Raw genomic sequence first — 15,678 nt, forward strand, 5'->3', positions numbered from 1 at the left:
AAGAATGTTTGACATTATAATGTCCATTTTGGGAATCTTTTTTTTGTCTCCCATTTTGTTGGTAATCGCCATTCTAATCAAATTGGATTCAAAAGGTCCGATTCTATATCTTCAAAAACGAGTAGGCAAAAACAATCATGATTTCTTTATTTATAAGTTTAGAACCATGTATGTAGATGCCGATAAAAAAGGATTATTGACCTTAGGAGATAAAGATCCAAGAGTGACACATATTGGACAATTTTTAAGGAAATTCAAATTCGATGAACTACCTCAACTATTTAATGTTCTAAAGGGAGACATGAGTTTTGTCGGTCCCAGGCCAGAAGTAAGGAAATATGTTGATTTTTATTCTAAGGATGATTTAAAAATCCTAGAAGTAAAACCCGGTATAACAGATTATGCTTCCATTGCCTTTAGAGATGAGGCCGAATTACTGAAAAAAGCAGATAACCCAGAGGAATATTACATTTCTGAAATCATGCCTGCCAAAATCAAATTGAACATGAACTACATCGACCGTCCGTATTTAATAACGGACATTAAAATTATTTTAAAAACCCTTTTTAAAATAATGAGCTAGTTTCTCAGGTTCTAAAAAATTGATATTTTTATTTCTACAATTATTAATTAAACCAAACCTTTAATCTTTCATGGTCATTGAAGCAGTAAATTCAATATGAGACATTATTTCTTATTTCTAAAATTAGTTTAAACCATTGTCTAAAAGCATCTTAAAGGAACATCGTAGAAATGAGCGATTTATCGTATTTTTTTGAAAGTTAAATGATTATAACAGATATTTACCATGGATCAAAGCGCCAAAAAGGAATATAAGAGAATTTGGTTGTCCCCTCCACATATGAGTGGAAAGGAACTGAAATACATTCATGAAGCCTTTGAATCCAACTGGATTGCCCCAATTGGACCAAATATTGAAGGGTTTGAAAAAGACCTTGAGAGTTATTTACAAAACAGCTCCTATGTCACAGCAGTTACCTCTGGTACTGCAGCCATTCATTTGGGACTTATTATGTTAGGGGTGCGACCTGGAGATGAAGTGCTTTGCCAAACAAAGACTTTTATAGCCTCAGTTAATCCAGTTATTTATTTAGGAGCAAACCCTGTTCTAATTGATAGCGAAAAAGACACATGGAATATGTGTCCTGAATTATTGGAAAAAGCAATAATTTCAAGGATTAAAAAAGGAAAAAGGCCAAAGGCTATAATTGTAATAAATCTTTATGGTATGCCATATAAAGTGGAGCAAATACATACTATTGCAAGCAAATACGGAATCCCCATTTTAGAGGACAGTGCCCAAGCCATAGGCAGTTCCTACAAAAACCAAAAATGTGGTACGTTTGGCGATTTCTCTGTCCTTTCCTTCAACGGCAATAAGATAATTACCACCTCTGGAGGTGGCGCTTTAATTTCTAAATCAGAAAAATTAAAAGCCAAGGCTGTTTATCTTTCTACTCAAGCCAAAGAAGTTGGAATTCACTACTCCCATAAAGACATTGGATACAATTATAGAATGAGTAATGTTTCAGCTGGTATTGGACGCGGTCAAATGGAGGTGCTGGAAGACCGAATTGCATCTAGAAGAAAAATTTATAATTACTATAAAGACAAACTAGACAATATAGAAGAAATCAGTTTTCTTGAAGAACCCGAAGGATTTTTATCCAATAGATGGTTGACGTGCATTTTACTTAAAACACAAGAACAACGTGATGGTATCTTAGACTTATTACTTTCTAAAAATATTGAAGCCAGACCATCTTGGAAACCTATGCACATGCAACCCATTTTTGAAAATGTGCGAGCCTTTTTAAATGGCGTTTCAGAAGACCTATTCAAAAGAGGCCTTTGTTTGCCGAGTGGCTCAAGCATGACAGATAAAGATTTAAATCTTATTATAAAATACATTAAAGCATATTTTGAATAAATTAAACTACATATTGAGAAAGCTATTTAACCGCTATGCCAGTAAATGGCTGGTCATGCTGTTTGATCTCTGTGTCGTTTCATTTACCTTTTTCTTGGCTTACATCATTAGGTACAACTTCGAAATAAATTTTGATGTCGTCATTTTTCTCAAACAAATTCCATTTGTTTTAATAGCTGCTGTAATTAGCTTTTTAGCAGTCAAATCCCACGAGGGCGTGGTTCGATTTACAGGCGCCAACGATGTTATTAACTTGATTATTGGTATTAATATCCTAGCAACCATTTTAATTATTACCACCTTTTTAAGCAGAAAATATCAATTTGATTTAGTATTTGACATACCGGGTTCCATTATATACATCCACCTCTTATTAAATATTTTCTTTTTGGTAGGTGCCAAGTTTTTTGTGAAGTCCATTTACCAAAGTATTGTTACTGAATTTGACGAAAAGAAAATAGCTTTGATTTATGGCGCCGGAACCTCTGGTATGATTGCCTATGATGCCGTCACCAATGACCCCCGAAGTAACATTCAAGTAATTGGCTTCATTGATGATGATGAGCGAAAAACTGATAAAAAAATAAACCAACTGAAGGTTTATAGTCCCAAAAAAATAACTAGAGAGTTCGTTGATAAAAACGTTATAGATGAGGTCATTATTTCCATTCAAACGATAGATTCCAATAGACTATTACAAATTACAAGTAGATTATTTTCGATTGGACTAAAAGTAAAAATTGTTCCAGCTGTAAAGCATTGGATTGATGGCGATTTAAGTTTTGGCCAAATTAAAGATATTAATATTGAAGACTTGTTGGGACGAGAACCTATCAATATAGACAACCCACTCTTAACAGAAGAATACAGCAACAAAGTGGCCTTGGTTACTGGAGCTGCCGGATCTATTGGTAGTGAATTGGTTAGAAAATTGACTAATTACAATCTCAAAAAAATAATTCTTTTAGATAATGCCGAATCTGCGCTTTATGATGTGGAACAAGAATTATTACAAAAGGGAATAACCAATATTGAGGCCATAATCGCTGATATTAGAAATATTCAGAGACTGGACCTCCTATTCCATCGTCATAAACCCGATATTGTATTCCATGCAGCGGCATACAAGCATGTTCCCCTCATGGAACACAACCCCTACGAAGCAGTTAGTGTTAACGTAAAAGGAACTCAAAACCTAATAAACTTATCTAACAAATACGGTATTAATAAGTTTATCTTGGTATCTACAGATAAGGCAGTTAATCCGACAAATGTTATGGGTGCCTCAAAAAGAATTGCTGAAATGATAGTTTGTTGCCAAAAGAAATTTTCAAATGGTAAAACCAAGTTTATCATTACGAGGTTTGGAAATGTTTTAGGCTCAAATGGCTCAGTCATTCCTCTATTCAAGAAACAGATTGAAGCTGGTGGGCCACTTACCGTGACCCATCCCGATATCATAAGATATTTCATGACTATTCCTGAAGCTTGCCAGCTAGTACTGGAAGCTGCTGCTATGGGTCATGGCTATGAAATCTTTGTTTTTGATATGGGCAAACCAGTCAAGATTTTTGACCTTGCTGTCAACATGATTACACTTTCAGGATTTCGATATCCAGAAGACATTGGAATTAAAATAACAGGATTGAGACCTGGAGAAAAGATTTATGAGGAACTCTTGGTGGATGGAGAAAACACTAAACCCACGTATAATGAAAAAATCATGATTGCTAAATGTAAAATCATTGACATTATTCAAATGGAAAAAAACATTAAGGATTTATGTACTGTGGGACCCCACACTCAAAATATTGATATCGTGGCTAAAATTAAAGATATCGTTCCAGAATACAATCCTAACAATACCAAATATGAGGTATTAAATATGAGATCAAAATAATCATTATGAAATCCAAAACCAACTATTACATTATCCTCTTAATCGCTGTTTTCCTATTAAATGCATGTGCCTCTAGAGAGGATGTTGTTTATTTTCAGAATCAGCCTATAACGGCAGAATCAAACATTGCGTTCTCTCCTAGCATTACTTATAAACCTAATGACTTGGTATCCATAAACGTTTCAGCACTTGACCCTGAAACCGTCAAGCCATTCAATTTACCTGTGATTACCAACACTTTCTCATCGGTAAATTATCAAGGAGAAATGCGAATACAGACCTATTTAGTGGATGCCGATGGTAATATCGAATTCCCTGTGCTAGGAACCATTCAAATTGGCGGTTTAACCAGACAAGAAACCGTAAATATGATGCGAGAAAAAATTTCGGAGTATGTTAAAGATCCTATCATAAATATCAGACTTACTAATTTTACTGTCACTGTTTTAGGTGAAGTAAATAACCCTGGTACGTTTTCAATTGAAGACGAACGCATTTCTTTAAGTGAAGCTCTTGGAATGGCTGGAGATTTAACTATCTACGGAAAACGAGACAATGTATTTTTAATAAGAGAAAAAAACGGAGTGAAACAATATGGCAGGTTTAATCTAACTCAAAAAAACGTTTTGAATGACCAAAATTACTATCTAGAACAAAATGATGTAATTTATGTTGAGCCTAATAAAGCTAGGGTAAGATCAAGCGCCTTTAACCAAAATAATGCCATCATCATTTCAGCAGTAGCAACATTAGTTACTTTGGTAGCCATATTGGTAAAATAATTTTATGAAACAAAAAGATAGTTTTCGAGAAATTCTCTCTCCCTATTTACTTAAGTGGAAATTCATTTTAATCTGCTTAATTGGTTTTATGGCATTGGTATTTTTATATTTAAGATATACCGATTATTTATACCAAGCTTCAGCCACTATCAAATTGAAGGACGACAAAAGCAACTCTAAATTACCAGAATTAAATACGCTTCAAAATTATGGTCTCTTTAAAACCAATAATACTAACGTTCTTGATGAAATAGAAGTCATAAAGTCGAGAACCATTATCACCGAAGCCATAAAAGACTTAAAATTTAATATCCAATACTTTGTGGAGGGTAGAATTAATGACCACGAAACCTATTCCAATCCTCCCATTTCAATTAATTTCAGTGAACCCGACTCTCTAATTTATAAGGTTGACACCACCTTAACAATTAAAATTAATTCTGGTACGCAATTTCTCCTTAAAGGAGCCGACTTTTCCAAATTGAAAACAAAAAAGGAAAAGGATTTGGATGACGAAGGCACCATTCATAATTTTGGAGAACCTGTAACAACCAGCTTTGGAGACATTACTATCACTCCCAGAATAGGTGAATATGCCGCCAAAATAGGCTCAAGAATAACTGTAAAAATAAGTCCAATTGAAAAGGTGGCTTCTGATTATAAAGGAAAATTGATTCTTGAAAATAAAGAAACTTCCAATGTCATTAAACTATCCATTAAGGATCATGTTAAGGAGAAAGCCTCCTTATTTCTCGATAAACTAATTGAGAAATACAATGAGGATATTGTCAAGGACAAAGAACTAGTTGTTCAGGCCACTTCTGACTTTATCAATAGCCGACTGGAAATCGTTTCCGAAGAATTGGGCGAAGTTGATTTAACTGCAGAATCCCTGCAGAAAGAAAACAAATTAACCGATCTTCAAACCCAGTCTTCCCTATTCCTTCAAAATGAAAAGGAAAACGAGAGTCAAATCATTCAAACAGCCAATCAAATTCAATTGATTGACTACATGTCCGATCATTTATCTGAAAAAGGACAAGCCAATGACCTACTTCCTGCCAATATTGGAATATCCGACAATTCAGTTGCTTTAATTACCAAAAAGCATAACGAATTGGTTTTAGAGCGTAACCGACTATTAAAGAATTCAAGTGATAAAAACCCAACGGTTGTTAATTTAACCAATCAAATTGATCAGCTTAAAGCGAATTTACAAGAAAGCTTAAGCAGCATCAAATCAACGAACCAAATCACTTATAACAATCTAGTAAATGAAAACCAACGAATAAACTCCCAAATATATTCTGCTCCTAAAAAACAAAGACAATTCAGGGACATTAAAAGACAACAAGACATTAAAGAAGCTTTGTACCTCTATTTACTTGAAAAACGTGAAGAAGCGGCTATTACTCACGGAGTCTCTTCCCCTAATGCCAAAATTGTTGACAAAGCGTATGTTTCAAACCAACCAGTTTCACCCAAGGTACCATTAATTCTACTCGCTGGGTTGATACTCGGTTTAGCAGTACCAGTCGGGTTTGTTTACTTAATTGACTTATTAGATGATAAGGTTCATAACATTTCCGATATCAAAAAAGCCCTTTCCGTTCCTTTTATTGGAGACATCCCAAGATCAAACAAAAAACAACATTTGATATCCAAAGTAGACTACTCACCAAAGGCTGAAGCTTTTAGAATGGTTCGAACGAATATTGATTTCATGCTTCAGAATATTTCCGATAGAGCCAAAATTATTTTTGTCACCTCCACTACGAGTAAGGAAGGTAAATCTCATAGTTCTATTAATTTGGCTTTATCCCTAGCCTATTCCGATAAAAAAGTTCTCTTAATCGAAACTGATATTCGAGTTCCTAGAGCTACTAATTATTTGGATGTTGAGAATAAAACAGGTGTTACCAATTTCATTGGAAACCATCATTTAGACATCCATGAAGTTATTTCAAAATATCCGGGATCCGAATATTTAGACATCATTCCATCTGGAACCATTCCTCCTAATCCGGCTGAATTATTAATGAGTCACAGGGTCAAAGATATGTTTGATTCCGTAAAAAACTCTTATGATTATATCATTGTTGATACGGCCGCTGTTGGTCTGGTAACCGATACGCTCTTAATCAGCAAGTTTGCAGACTTGTTTATATATGTAGTGCGTGCCAATTACCTTAGAAAAGATCAGCTGGAGATAGCTCAAAGAATGTATGATGAAAAACGCCTTCCAAACATGGCTATTCTTTTAAATGGAGTTGACCACAAACGTGGCTATGGCTATGGCTATGGTTACGGAAAGATGCCTTCCAAAAAGAAAGCATGGTGGAAGTTTAAATAATTTAATCTTCTTTTTGGTTTTTCCTTCTTTCCTTTTCTTTGGTTAACAACATTAATTCCCGACCAGTTTGACCGGCAACCGAAGTATTTTCTTCCGCTCTCCTAATAAGATAAGGTAACACATCTTTGACGGGGCCAAATGGGACATATTTTGCTACATTATAGCCTTTTTCAGCTAAGTTAAAGCTAATATGGTCACTCATACCATATAACTGCCCAAACCACACTCTTTCGTCATTATTTGCGATATTCTTTTGAGCCATTAAATCCATGATCAGATAACTACTGAATTCATTATGTGTACCAGCAAATAAGGATATTTGATCCAAATGATCTAAAATATAAGTAGCTGCATTATTGAAATTCTCATCAGTCTCAGCCTTATTGGCACATATCGGGGTTGGATACCCCATCTCCTCTGCACGCTCATTTTCCTTCTCCATATAGGCCCCTCTTACGATTTTGTAACCCAAAAAATAGCCTTTTTCATTGGCTATTTGATGTTCTCGTTTAAGAAAATCCATACGGTCATGTCGGTACATTTGAAGCGTATTGAATACTATTGGTTTTTCTGTATTGTACTTCTCCATCAACTGGCTTACCAAATCATCTGCTGCGTCTTGCATCCAACTCTCTTCAGCATCAATCAAAAGCTCTACATCCAGCTCTTTGGCTAATTTTCCAATTTGATCAAATCGATTCACTACACGTTCCCATTCTTGTTTTTCTGAATCGGTAAGTGGACCTTTTTCTCCAATTTTTTGATACAATTTCAACCTACCAAACCCAGTTGGTTTAAAAACTGCTATTGGCATCGCGTCTTTATTGGCTGAAAATCTGATGATTTCTAGGGTCTTTTCCATCGCAAAATCAAAATGCGCTTCGTTTTCCTTCCCTTCAACAGAGAAATCCAAAACGGAGGACACCCCTTTTTCAAACATTTGGTCAATTACGGGTAGGCAATCTTTCTCATTCACTCCACCGCAAAAATGGTCAAATACTGTTGCTCTAATAACGCTTTCTACCGGTAAATTGGATTTGATTGCAAAATTACTTAACGCCTTCCCAACCTTTACTAAAGGTTCAAATGAAATCATCTTAAATAATAAATAAGCACGATTCAATTCAACATTGCTTTTTAACGAAAAAGCAACCTTGGTGTTATCAAAAATACGTTCGTTATTCATTTCAAAAAATTGGTGTGCAAATATAATTTATCGCAAGCTTTTTTGGTATTAAATTAACGCTTATTTTCACACTTAAAATGACTATTTTTGAACATGAATTCTATTATAAGTAATGGTTGCCCCATTCATTTCAATAATGAATGTTATAAGCAACTAAACCAGCACCTAAAAGAGGTTCGTTATTCTAAAATTTTTGTTCTTGTTGACGAGAATACACACGAGTTTTGCTTGCCTTCCCTTTTGTCTCAAATAGAAACCACTTGTGACATAGAAATTATAGAAATTGAATCTGGGGAAGAACATAAAAACATCGAAACCTGCCTTGGTGTTTGGGAAGCCCTTTCGGAATTGGAAGCAGACAGAAAAAGTTTGCTTATCAATGTAGGAGGAGGCGTCATTACAGATTTAGGCGGATTTGTAGCCTGTACTTTCAAAAGAGGAATGGCTTATATCAATGTTCCCACTTCCCTGCTTTCTATGGTCGATGCCTCTATTGGCGGAAAAACAGGCGTAGATTTGGGTCATTTAAAAAATCAGATTGGGGTTATTAGTTCAGGTGAAATGGTTTTAATCGACACTTCCTTTTTATCTACTCTACCAGAAAACCAATTTAGATCTGGTGTCGCTGAAATGCTCAAACATGGCCTCATACAAGATGAAACTTACTTCAATGCCTTCAAAAAGATGGAATTGTTGGAATCGGACCAATTTGATCAATTAATCCATCAATCCATATTAATTAAAAAGGAGGTAGTTGAAAAAGATCCCAACGAGAACAATTTGCGAAAAACTCTCAATTATGGTCATACACTAGGGCATGCCATTGAATCCTATTACTTAAGCCATCCCCAAAAAAATCCGTTCCTACATGGTGAAGCCATTGTAATAGGAATGATTTTAGAAACTTATATTTCCTTTAAACAACTAGGTTTTCCAGAACATAAACTAGTTGAAATCACTAAAACTTTGATTGAAATATTTGACCATCACCCCATTGCAGAAACGGATTTCCAACCTGTTATAGAGTTACTCAAATACGACAAGAAAAATGATTATGGGCAAATTAATTTTGTTCTTTTAGAGGATATAGGATTGCCAAAAATTGATTGCCAAGTAGACAATAATTTAATAGAGGAAGCTTTCATTTTTTACAACAACCAATAAATTTATTTTGTATTTTTATAAAAAGTTGCTGGAGAAAAGGTTGTAAACTGCATCAATAACACCTAAATCCTTGGTAATGAGAAAAATTATAGTTGACTATAAAAGACTCACGCCTGAAATTCTCAAATTACTAACCGAGAAATTCCCCGATGGTTATGGTGATGACGATATCATAACCTTTGACAATCATCACAACCAAACCATTGAAGCCGTTGAAGTTAGAACTGAAGATGCCATTTACTTGGTAAAAGTAAGTAGCAAATTACATTATACTATGACCAACTTTGAAAGCATTGAAGATTTAGAAGTTGATGACTTAGGTAATGTTATCATTAATGAAGATTTTAAGGGTGAGGTTTATAATGATGACGAAGAAGAATAATCTTGCAAATACCTTTCTTCAAGAACTCGCAAATGATGCTGGCAATGTCCTATTATTACAAAACCCAGCGCCCTAACGGTCATTATTCCATTATTGGCAGTACCTGCCAAGGTTAACTTTTCATCACTAAAGCTTTCAAATAATAGAATGTTGCTTTTTCTGACCATTTCAAATTCCGAAATAAGAGATTCCCAACTACGATTAATTGCTTCTGCAGTTTTTGCATAATCATTCTCATCAAACCCTGGTAAGTTTGTTTGATCTCCTCTTGAAAATCTTAAGGCGCGATAAGCAAAAACTCTTTCAACATCAATCATATGCTGGATAACATCCTTAATAGTCCATTTATCCTCTTGGTAACAATAACCGTGTTTTTCAACAGGTATCTTGTCAAAAAACTCTAGCGACTCCTTTAAATTTGTTTTAAGCCCCTCTATCAAAACCATATCCCCTAATTTATCCATATATGGTTTATAAAAGGAGTGAAATTCTGCAGGAAGGATATTTGATGCTTTCATATAAAAAACAAGCCCCTTTATTTTTAAAGAGGCTTGGCGGATAATAAGTTTAACAATAATATTATAACATATCATTAAAAATAGAATGCATCAAACGCTTCTTGTCGTTGATACTTTCTTCCAATGATATCATAGTTTCTGTTCTGTAAACCCCTTCTATGTCGTCCAGCATAAATATTACATCTTTGGCGTGATCTGTATTTTTAGCTCTTACTTTGCAGAATACATTGAATTTGCCAGTTGTAATGTGCGCCACGGTAACAAAAGGTATTTCGTTAATACGCTCCAAAACAAATTTAGTTTGTGAAGTGTTTTGAAGAAAAATTCCCACATAGGCAATAAACGAATACCCTAACTTTTTGTAATCTAATGTTAATGAAGAACCTTGGATTATTCCAGCTTCTTCCATTTTTTTCACACGTACATGTACCGTACCTGCAGAGATAACCAATTTTTTTGCAATATCAGTAAAGGGAACCCTAGTATTATCAATCAACATATCCAAAATTTGGTGATCGATTTCGTCTAGTTTAAATTTAGCCATAGCGTTTTCGTTATTTTTAATAAAAATCAAAATTAATACATTATTATTAAATAATATGCATCTTTTATTAAGATTTTATCAGTTATAATGAGAATTTCTTAGAATTTATCTCAACGAAATCGATTTCGATACCCTCTGAAATAAGTGTTCCTTTAGCACTTAATACCTTGTGTTTATTGGCATTGAAGACCTTATGAGCGAAGAATTTTGACAAATTGGAAATTTTTTCAACTTTTGGTATAAATTTAATAGTGTTTTGGTCCAATTTTTCCTGATACTGAATTCCTATATCAAATTCAGGACCTTCCATTACATTTCTTATAATGATGTCAAAGAAATTCTTTTCATTATTTGGAATACTAAAATACCCTTCACTCCTATCTCCTTGTACTTCATTTTCTGATATATAAGATAAAGCGCGTAATAGTGAAAAAAATATAAAATACCTCGTTTCCTCCCGATTATAATCATCATCATAATGACCTGCCTCAAACAAAACCGTAGGAGTCCCTAGATTCTGAAACGTATCCCCAACACAATTAATATTGAAACTATCATCATAAATCCCTACCTGCCCTGGAATAACTCTTTGAAGTTCGTCATTCATAGCCGAGATAAGCTCCATAGCAACCTTTCTTGTAGAATTCACGGTTCTTTCTGGGTCTGCAGCTGGAGATAAAAAAGAAACCGTAGCTGATTTTCCTGTATCTCCCACACCAAAGATAGTGCGCTGCCCATGCAGATTAAAACAGAAGTGCGGTTGATATTTATTATAATAATCCCTCAATATAATACTTTCAGGTTGACTAAGATTGACAGCGTCTCGATTCAAATCTACTTCATTGGCATTAACCCTTGTATATTGTTCAGCTCCATCTGGATTTAAAATAGGAATAATAGCAATGGAACAACTATTAAGAATAGCATCAGAATCTTTATTGGATAGTGAAAGAAGATTCAGTATATCAAATACAGCTTTTGTGGTTGTACTTTCGTTCCCATGCATCTGTGACCACATCAAAATCCTTTTGGGTCCATTACCTAACTCAATAGCATAAATAGGCTTATTTAAAACAGATCGTCCAATTTCAGTTACTCTAAAAACGCTCTTCAAGTTGTCTAAAAGAGGTAGTACATGATCGTTGCAAATGTACCTTCCAAACAATGTTTTCTCTTTGACAAGGTTAAAAGTTTCCTGATGTTTAGCTGCCATATTATTTTAAAAATACAAATGTAAACATTTACTTTTTTACAACTGTAAACAGAGGTTTTATAATAGTTTGTATACATCAATAAACATCACCAAGGTCATTTAGAGAGTCTTCCTGATGTTATAAACGCATAAATTAAGCACTAAATCTAAAATTGTATTAAAACGTTGTTTTTCAGTATTATAAATAGACTTTAGTAAAGCATAAATTCAATATATTTTTTACATATTTAAACAAATATTTGAGAAATCTCTATTTAAATATTACATTTGTAACATGTAGTTTTTGAAAATGTAATTTACAATGGTAAACAGCTCCGAATTCGCCATCCGACTTCAAAAAATCATAGAATACTACCAAGAATCTGCCTCCTCCTTTGCAGAAAAAATTGGTGTACAACGTTCCAGTATCTCACATATACTTTCTGGGAGAAATAAACCTAGTTTGGATTTTGTTTTAAAAATTCTCTCATCCTACCCTGAAGTAGAATTGTATTGGCTATTGAATGGAAAGGGGCAATTTCCAGATGAAGGACAAGAAAAGAACACTCTTTTTTCAAACGAAGATTTCGATGTGAAAGAAAATAAAAAATCCCCTGAAAAAACATCGAACGAAGTTGTTTCAGAGGAATTCAAAAAAGATGGTAATAAAATAGAACGAATTGTTATTTTTTATAAAGACGGTACTTTCAAAAATTTCGATCCATCCTAATTTCCTATTTTACAAATCTAGAATGCCAGCTTTCACTAGCTGGCACTTCCCAGTTTTCTTTAAATTCAGCAATGTTATTCACCAAATTATTAAATACAATGGTATTTTTTGAAACAGCTTTATCCTTGGCCATTTTTCTAAATTCGATTAAAGGCTTATAAGCGACGAATTCTCCTTGCTTATAGGACACATTCATTTTGTCCATCAAATCTACCTGGTAAGCCTGCTCCAATTGCTGAATAAAATGTACGGAAGCGTCAATGGAACACCCAGTAGCTGATTGCAACTCCTGATCCAAAGCAATAATGATAAAACGCTTGTATTTTATTGTATATCCTGCTTTTAGGTCACTACCATGAGCCGTCCAAGCCTCTAAAAAGACTTTTAATTTTTCTTCAATATCAGACAATTCCTCATCCGAAAAAGATCTGTTTGCCTGATAGATCCAAACTCGGGATTCATCTGGCAGTGTATCAAAATCAACTAACATAGTTATTTATTTTCGTAGTAATTAAATCTATTTGCAAAGGTCATAAATCCGCCAAAGAATAGAAAATGGAATACAAATTTCCACACATTAAAATCATGGTCTACAAACCAATCAAATCCAGCCATTAGTATAGCAAAAATACCACCGCTGATTACGTACATTTTCACTAACTCCTTTGTAGTTTTTAATTTTCTATCATTCATTTTTCTTCCTCTATTGCTTTTTTATTGAATTGAATCCATAAAACTAAGTGCCCAATAAAAATAAAAACTTATGCTTCATTATGGTATGCTAGGTACAGATCATTGAGCTTCCTATTCCAACAAGTCGATATGTCTATCATGATAACCCAATAGATAAAGTACGCCGTCCAATCCGATACTTGAAATGGAATTTTGAGCATTGTTTTTAACAGTGGGTTTAGCATGAAAAGCAATTCCCAAACCAGCTAGATTGAGCATTGGCAAATCATTGGCTCCATCACCAACCGCAATAGTCTGACTGATATTAATCCCTTCTTTATCAGCAATCTCTTTGAGGTATTCTGCCTTTTTTAAGCCATCCACAATTTCACCAACATACCCTCCTGTCAATTTCCCGTCTTTTATTTCCAGTTGGTTAGCATAGACATAATCCATGCCCAATTCCTTTTGCAAATAATGACCAAAATAAGTAAAGCCTCCAGATAAGATAGCTGTTTTAAAGCCATAGCTTTTTAACGTGTCAATCAATCTTCTAGCACCTTTTGTTATAGGCAGGTTTTTAGCAACATCTTGAAGCACTTCCTCGCTCAAACCTTCCAATAATTTCATACGTTGCGTAAAACTCTCCTTGAAATCAATCTCTCCCTGCATTGCTGATTCGGTAATAGCCTTCACTTGTTCTCCCACCCCTGCTAATTCAGCCAACTCATCAATAACTTCTGTTTGAATTAACGTAGAGTCCATATCAAAACAAACCAATCTTCTGTTTCTCCGGTAGATGTTATCTTCCTGAAAAGCAATATCTACATCCAAATCCTGTGATATTTGCATAAATTTTTCAGTGAATTCCGATTTATCATTGATGCACCCTCTAATGGAGAGTTCGATACAAGCGCGTGGATATTCTTCTTCCTTATTTAAAGAAATCCGCCCTGTTAGTCTTTTTATGGCATCAATATTTAAATTTTTCTCTGAAATAACTTTAGTAACCTTGGTTATTTGTTCGGCGCTTAATTTTTCACCTAAAAGCGTAACGATATAGCGGTCCTTTCCTTGAAAGCTTACCCATTTTTCATAGTTCTCAGAAGTAATTGGCGTAAACTTTGCCGTGATTCCTAATTCATAGGCTTTGAAAAGCAAATCTTTAAGAACAGCCGCAGACTTTGCTTTTGACTTTATTTCGAACAAGATTCCTAGAGATAAGGTATCATGAATATTAGCTTGACCAATATCGAGAACTTTCGCTCCGTAATCGGCCAAAACTTCTGTTAAAGCTGATGTTAATCCTGGTTTATCTTGTCCTGAAATATTTAAAAGGAATATCTCTTTAGTCATGTCTATTTTATCTTTTTTGGGCTGAATAAAAAACTAACTATGAATTGAAAACAAATTCAAATAAATTTTAGAAGACCTAAAACAATAATGTAATCTTGAGATTGTGCGATAGATATTTCAATCTAAAAAGGTTATAAATCTTGGGAATTTGCAATTAATTCAGCGACATCCAATACTTGTATGCTATCCTCCTTCTCCTTCGACTTAACACCATCTGTCATCATCGTATTACAGTAAGGACAACCCGTTGCTATAATTTCAGGCTGGGTTTCAAGGGCATCTTCTGTTCTTAAAACATTAATATCCTTATCACCTTTCTCGGGTTCTTTAAACATTTGAGCTCCACCAGCACCACAGCATAAGGCTGTTCTCCTATTTCGCTTCATCTCCTTAAGGTCTACCCCCAAAGTCTTCAGTAGATTTCTAGGAACTTCAAAAACTTCATTGGCGCGACCTAAATAACAAGGATCATGAAAGGTTACTCGTTTTCCATTTAATTTGGAACTGCTCTCTAGTTTCAGACGACCATTTTGTAATAACTCCTCAATATATTCAGTATGGTGCTGCACGTGATAGTTTCCTCCTAATGAAGGATATTCATTTTTAAGTGTATTATATGAATGTGGACAAGCGGTTACAATTCGTTTTACTTCATAGCCATTTAAAACCTCTATATTCATCATAGCCTGCATTTGAAACAAAAATTCATTCCCTGCTCGTTTGGCTACATCGCCTGTACAACTCTCTTCAGTTCCTAATACCGCAAAATCAACTTGAGCTTTGTTTAAAATCTTAACGAAAGCTCTAGTGATTTTTTTGGCCCTATCATCATAACTTCCAGCTGAACCCACCCAAAACAATATTTCGGGTTGCTTTCCTTCGGCCATAAAATCAGCCATGGTTTTTACTATCAATTGGCTCATGTCGTTTAAAATCTTTTTAAATTCA

General features: G+C 34.4%; 16 protein-coding genes. 8 read left to right on the forward strand and 8 right to left on the reverse strand.

The window, feature by feature from the left end:
- Positions 1–4 precede the first annotated feature (4 nt).
- The 5 genes from GZ212_RS07030 (at position 5) to GZ212_RS07050 (ending at position 6,986) form a co-directional block, all read left to right on the forward strand.
- Positions 5–583 (forward strand): sugar transferase, encoded by a 579-nt coding sequence (locus tag GZ212_RS07030; protein WP_240923780.1) that lies wholly within the window; start codon positions 5–7, stop codon positions 581–583.
- Positions 584–808: 225 nt separating this feature from the next.
- The gene (locus GZ212_RS07035; RefSeq protein WP_166958499.1) at positions 809–1,951 is read left to right on the forward strand and encodes a DegT/DnrJ/EryC1/StrS aminotransferase family protein; all 1,143 of its coding nucleotides are present in this window, start codon (positions 809–811) and stop codon (positions 1,949–1,951) included.
- Positions 1,952–1,964: 13 nt separating this feature from the next.
- A complete protein-coding gene (locus tag GZ212_RS07040) occupies positions 1,965–3,851 on the forward strand; it encodes a polysaccharide biosynthesis protein (RefSeq protein ID WP_370520458.1) in 1,887 nt (628 codons plus the stop codon).
- Positions 3,852–3,856: 5 nt separating this feature from the next.
- On the forward strand, positions 3,857–4,633 hold the full coding sequence (locus tag GZ212_RS07045) for a polysaccharide biosynthesis/export family protein (protein WP_166958501.1): 777 nt from the start codon (positions 3,857–3,859) through the stop codon (positions 4,631–4,633).
- Positions 4,634–4,637: 4 nt separating this feature from the next.
- On the forward strand, positions 4,638–6,986 hold the full coding sequence (locus GZ212_RS07050) for a polysaccharide biosynthesis tyrosine autokinase (protein WP_166958503.1): 2,349 nt from the start codon (positions 4,638–4,640) through the stop codon (positions 6,984–6,986).
- Between the two features lies 1 nt (position 6,987).
- On the opposite strand, the gene GZ212_RS07055 is transcribed toward GZ212_RS07050, so the two are convergent.
- Positions 6,988–8,172 carry a proline dehydrogenase family protein gene (locus GZ212_RS07055; RefSeq protein WP_166958505.1) on the reverse strand — a complete coding sequence of 395 codons (1,185 nt, stop codon included), beginning with the start codon at positions 8,170–8,172 and terminating at the stop codon, positions 6,988–6,990.
- A gap of 93 nt (positions 8,173–8,265) precedes the next feature.
- On the opposite strand from GZ212_RS07055, the gene aroB reads away from it, so the two are divergent.
- Entirely contained in the window at positions 8,266–9,336 is a 1,071-nt protein-coding gene (gene aroB, locus GZ212_RS07060) for a 3-dehydroquinate synthase (protein ID WP_166958507.1), read from the forward strand.
- A 76-nt stretch (positions 9,337–9,412) separates the two neighbouring features.
- Positions 9,413–9,718, forward strand: coding sequence for a hypothetical protein (locus GZ212_RS07065; protein WP_053972714.1), 306 nt, complete (start codon positions 9,413–9,415; stop codon positions 9,716–9,718).
- Here GZ212_RS07065 and GZ212_RS07070 read toward each other — a convergent pair.
- The 3 genes from GZ212_RS07070 to GZ212_RS07080 form a co-directional block, all read right to left on the reverse strand.
- Complete coding sequence (locus tag GZ212_RS07070; protein WP_166958509.1) at positions 9,694–10,236, reverse strand: DinB family protein; 543 nt, start codon at positions 10,234–10,236, stop codon at positions 9,694–9,696. The genes GZ212_RS07065 and GZ212_RS07070 overlap by 25 nt on opposite strands.
- A gap of 61 nt (positions 10,237–10,297) precedes the next feature.
- A complete protein-coding gene (locus GZ212_RS07075) occupies positions 10,298–10,780 on the reverse strand; it encodes an Lrp/AsnC family transcriptional regulator (RefSeq protein WP_053972712.1) in 483 nt (160 codons plus the stop codon).
- Between the two features lie 82 nt (positions 10,781–10,862).
- Complete coding sequence (locus GZ212_RS07080; protein WP_166958511.1) at positions 10,863–11,993, reverse strand: M14 metallopeptidase family protein; 1,131 nt, start codon at positions 11,991–11,993, stop codon at positions 10,863–10,865.
- Between the two features lie 301 nt (positions 11,994–12,294).
- Between GZ212_RS07080 and GZ212_RS07085 the strand changes: the two genes are divergently transcribed.
- Positions 12,295–12,702 (forward strand): helix-turn-helix domain-containing protein, encoded by a 408-nt coding sequence (locus GZ212_RS07085; protein WP_166958513.1) that lies wholly within the window; start codon positions 12,295–12,297, stop codon positions 12,700–12,702.
- A gap of 4 nt (positions 12,703–12,706) precedes the next feature.
- Here GZ212_RS07085 and GZ212_RS07090 read toward each other — a convergent pair whose 3' ends face one another.
- The 4 genes from GZ212_RS07090 to GZ212_RS07105 all read right to left on the reverse strand — a co-directional run bounded on the left by GZ212_RS07090 (position 12,707) and on the right by GZ212_RS07105 (position 15,653).
- Positions 12,707–13,192 carry an ABC transporter ATPase gene (locus tag GZ212_RS07090; RefSeq protein WP_166958515.1) on the reverse strand — a complete coding sequence of 162 codons (486 nt, stop codon included), beginning with the start codon at positions 13,190–13,192 and terminating at the stop codon, positions 12,707–12,709.
- Between the two features lie 2 nt (positions 13,193–13,194).
- Positions 13,195–13,395 (reverse strand): hypothetical protein, encoded by a 201-nt coding sequence (locus GZ212_RS07095; protein WP_166958517.1) that lies wholly within the window; start codon positions 13,393–13,395, stop codon positions 13,195–13,197.
- 111 nt (positions 13,396–13,506) lie between these two features.
- Positions 13,507–14,730 (reverse strand): phosphoserine phosphatase SerB, encoded by a 1,224-nt coding sequence (gene serB / locus GZ212_RS07100; RefSeq protein ID WP_206080403.1) that lies wholly within the window; start codon positions 14,728–14,730, stop codon positions 13,507–13,509.
- A 131-nt stretch (positions 14,731–14,861) separates the two neighbouring features.
- The gene (locus tag GZ212_RS07105; RefSeq protein WP_206080404.1) at positions 14,862–15,653 is read right to left on the reverse strand and encodes a (Fe-S)-binding protein; all 792 of its coding nucleotides are present in this window, start codon (positions 15,651–15,653) and stop codon (positions 14,862–14,864) included.
- Positions 15,654–15,678 lie beyond the last annotated feature (25 nt).

The organism is Mangrovimonas sp. CR14 (genome assembly GCF_011764015.1).
GTDB lineage: Bacteria > Bacteroidota > Bacteroidia > Flavobacteriales > Flavobacteriaceae > Mangrovimonas > Mangrovimonas futianensis.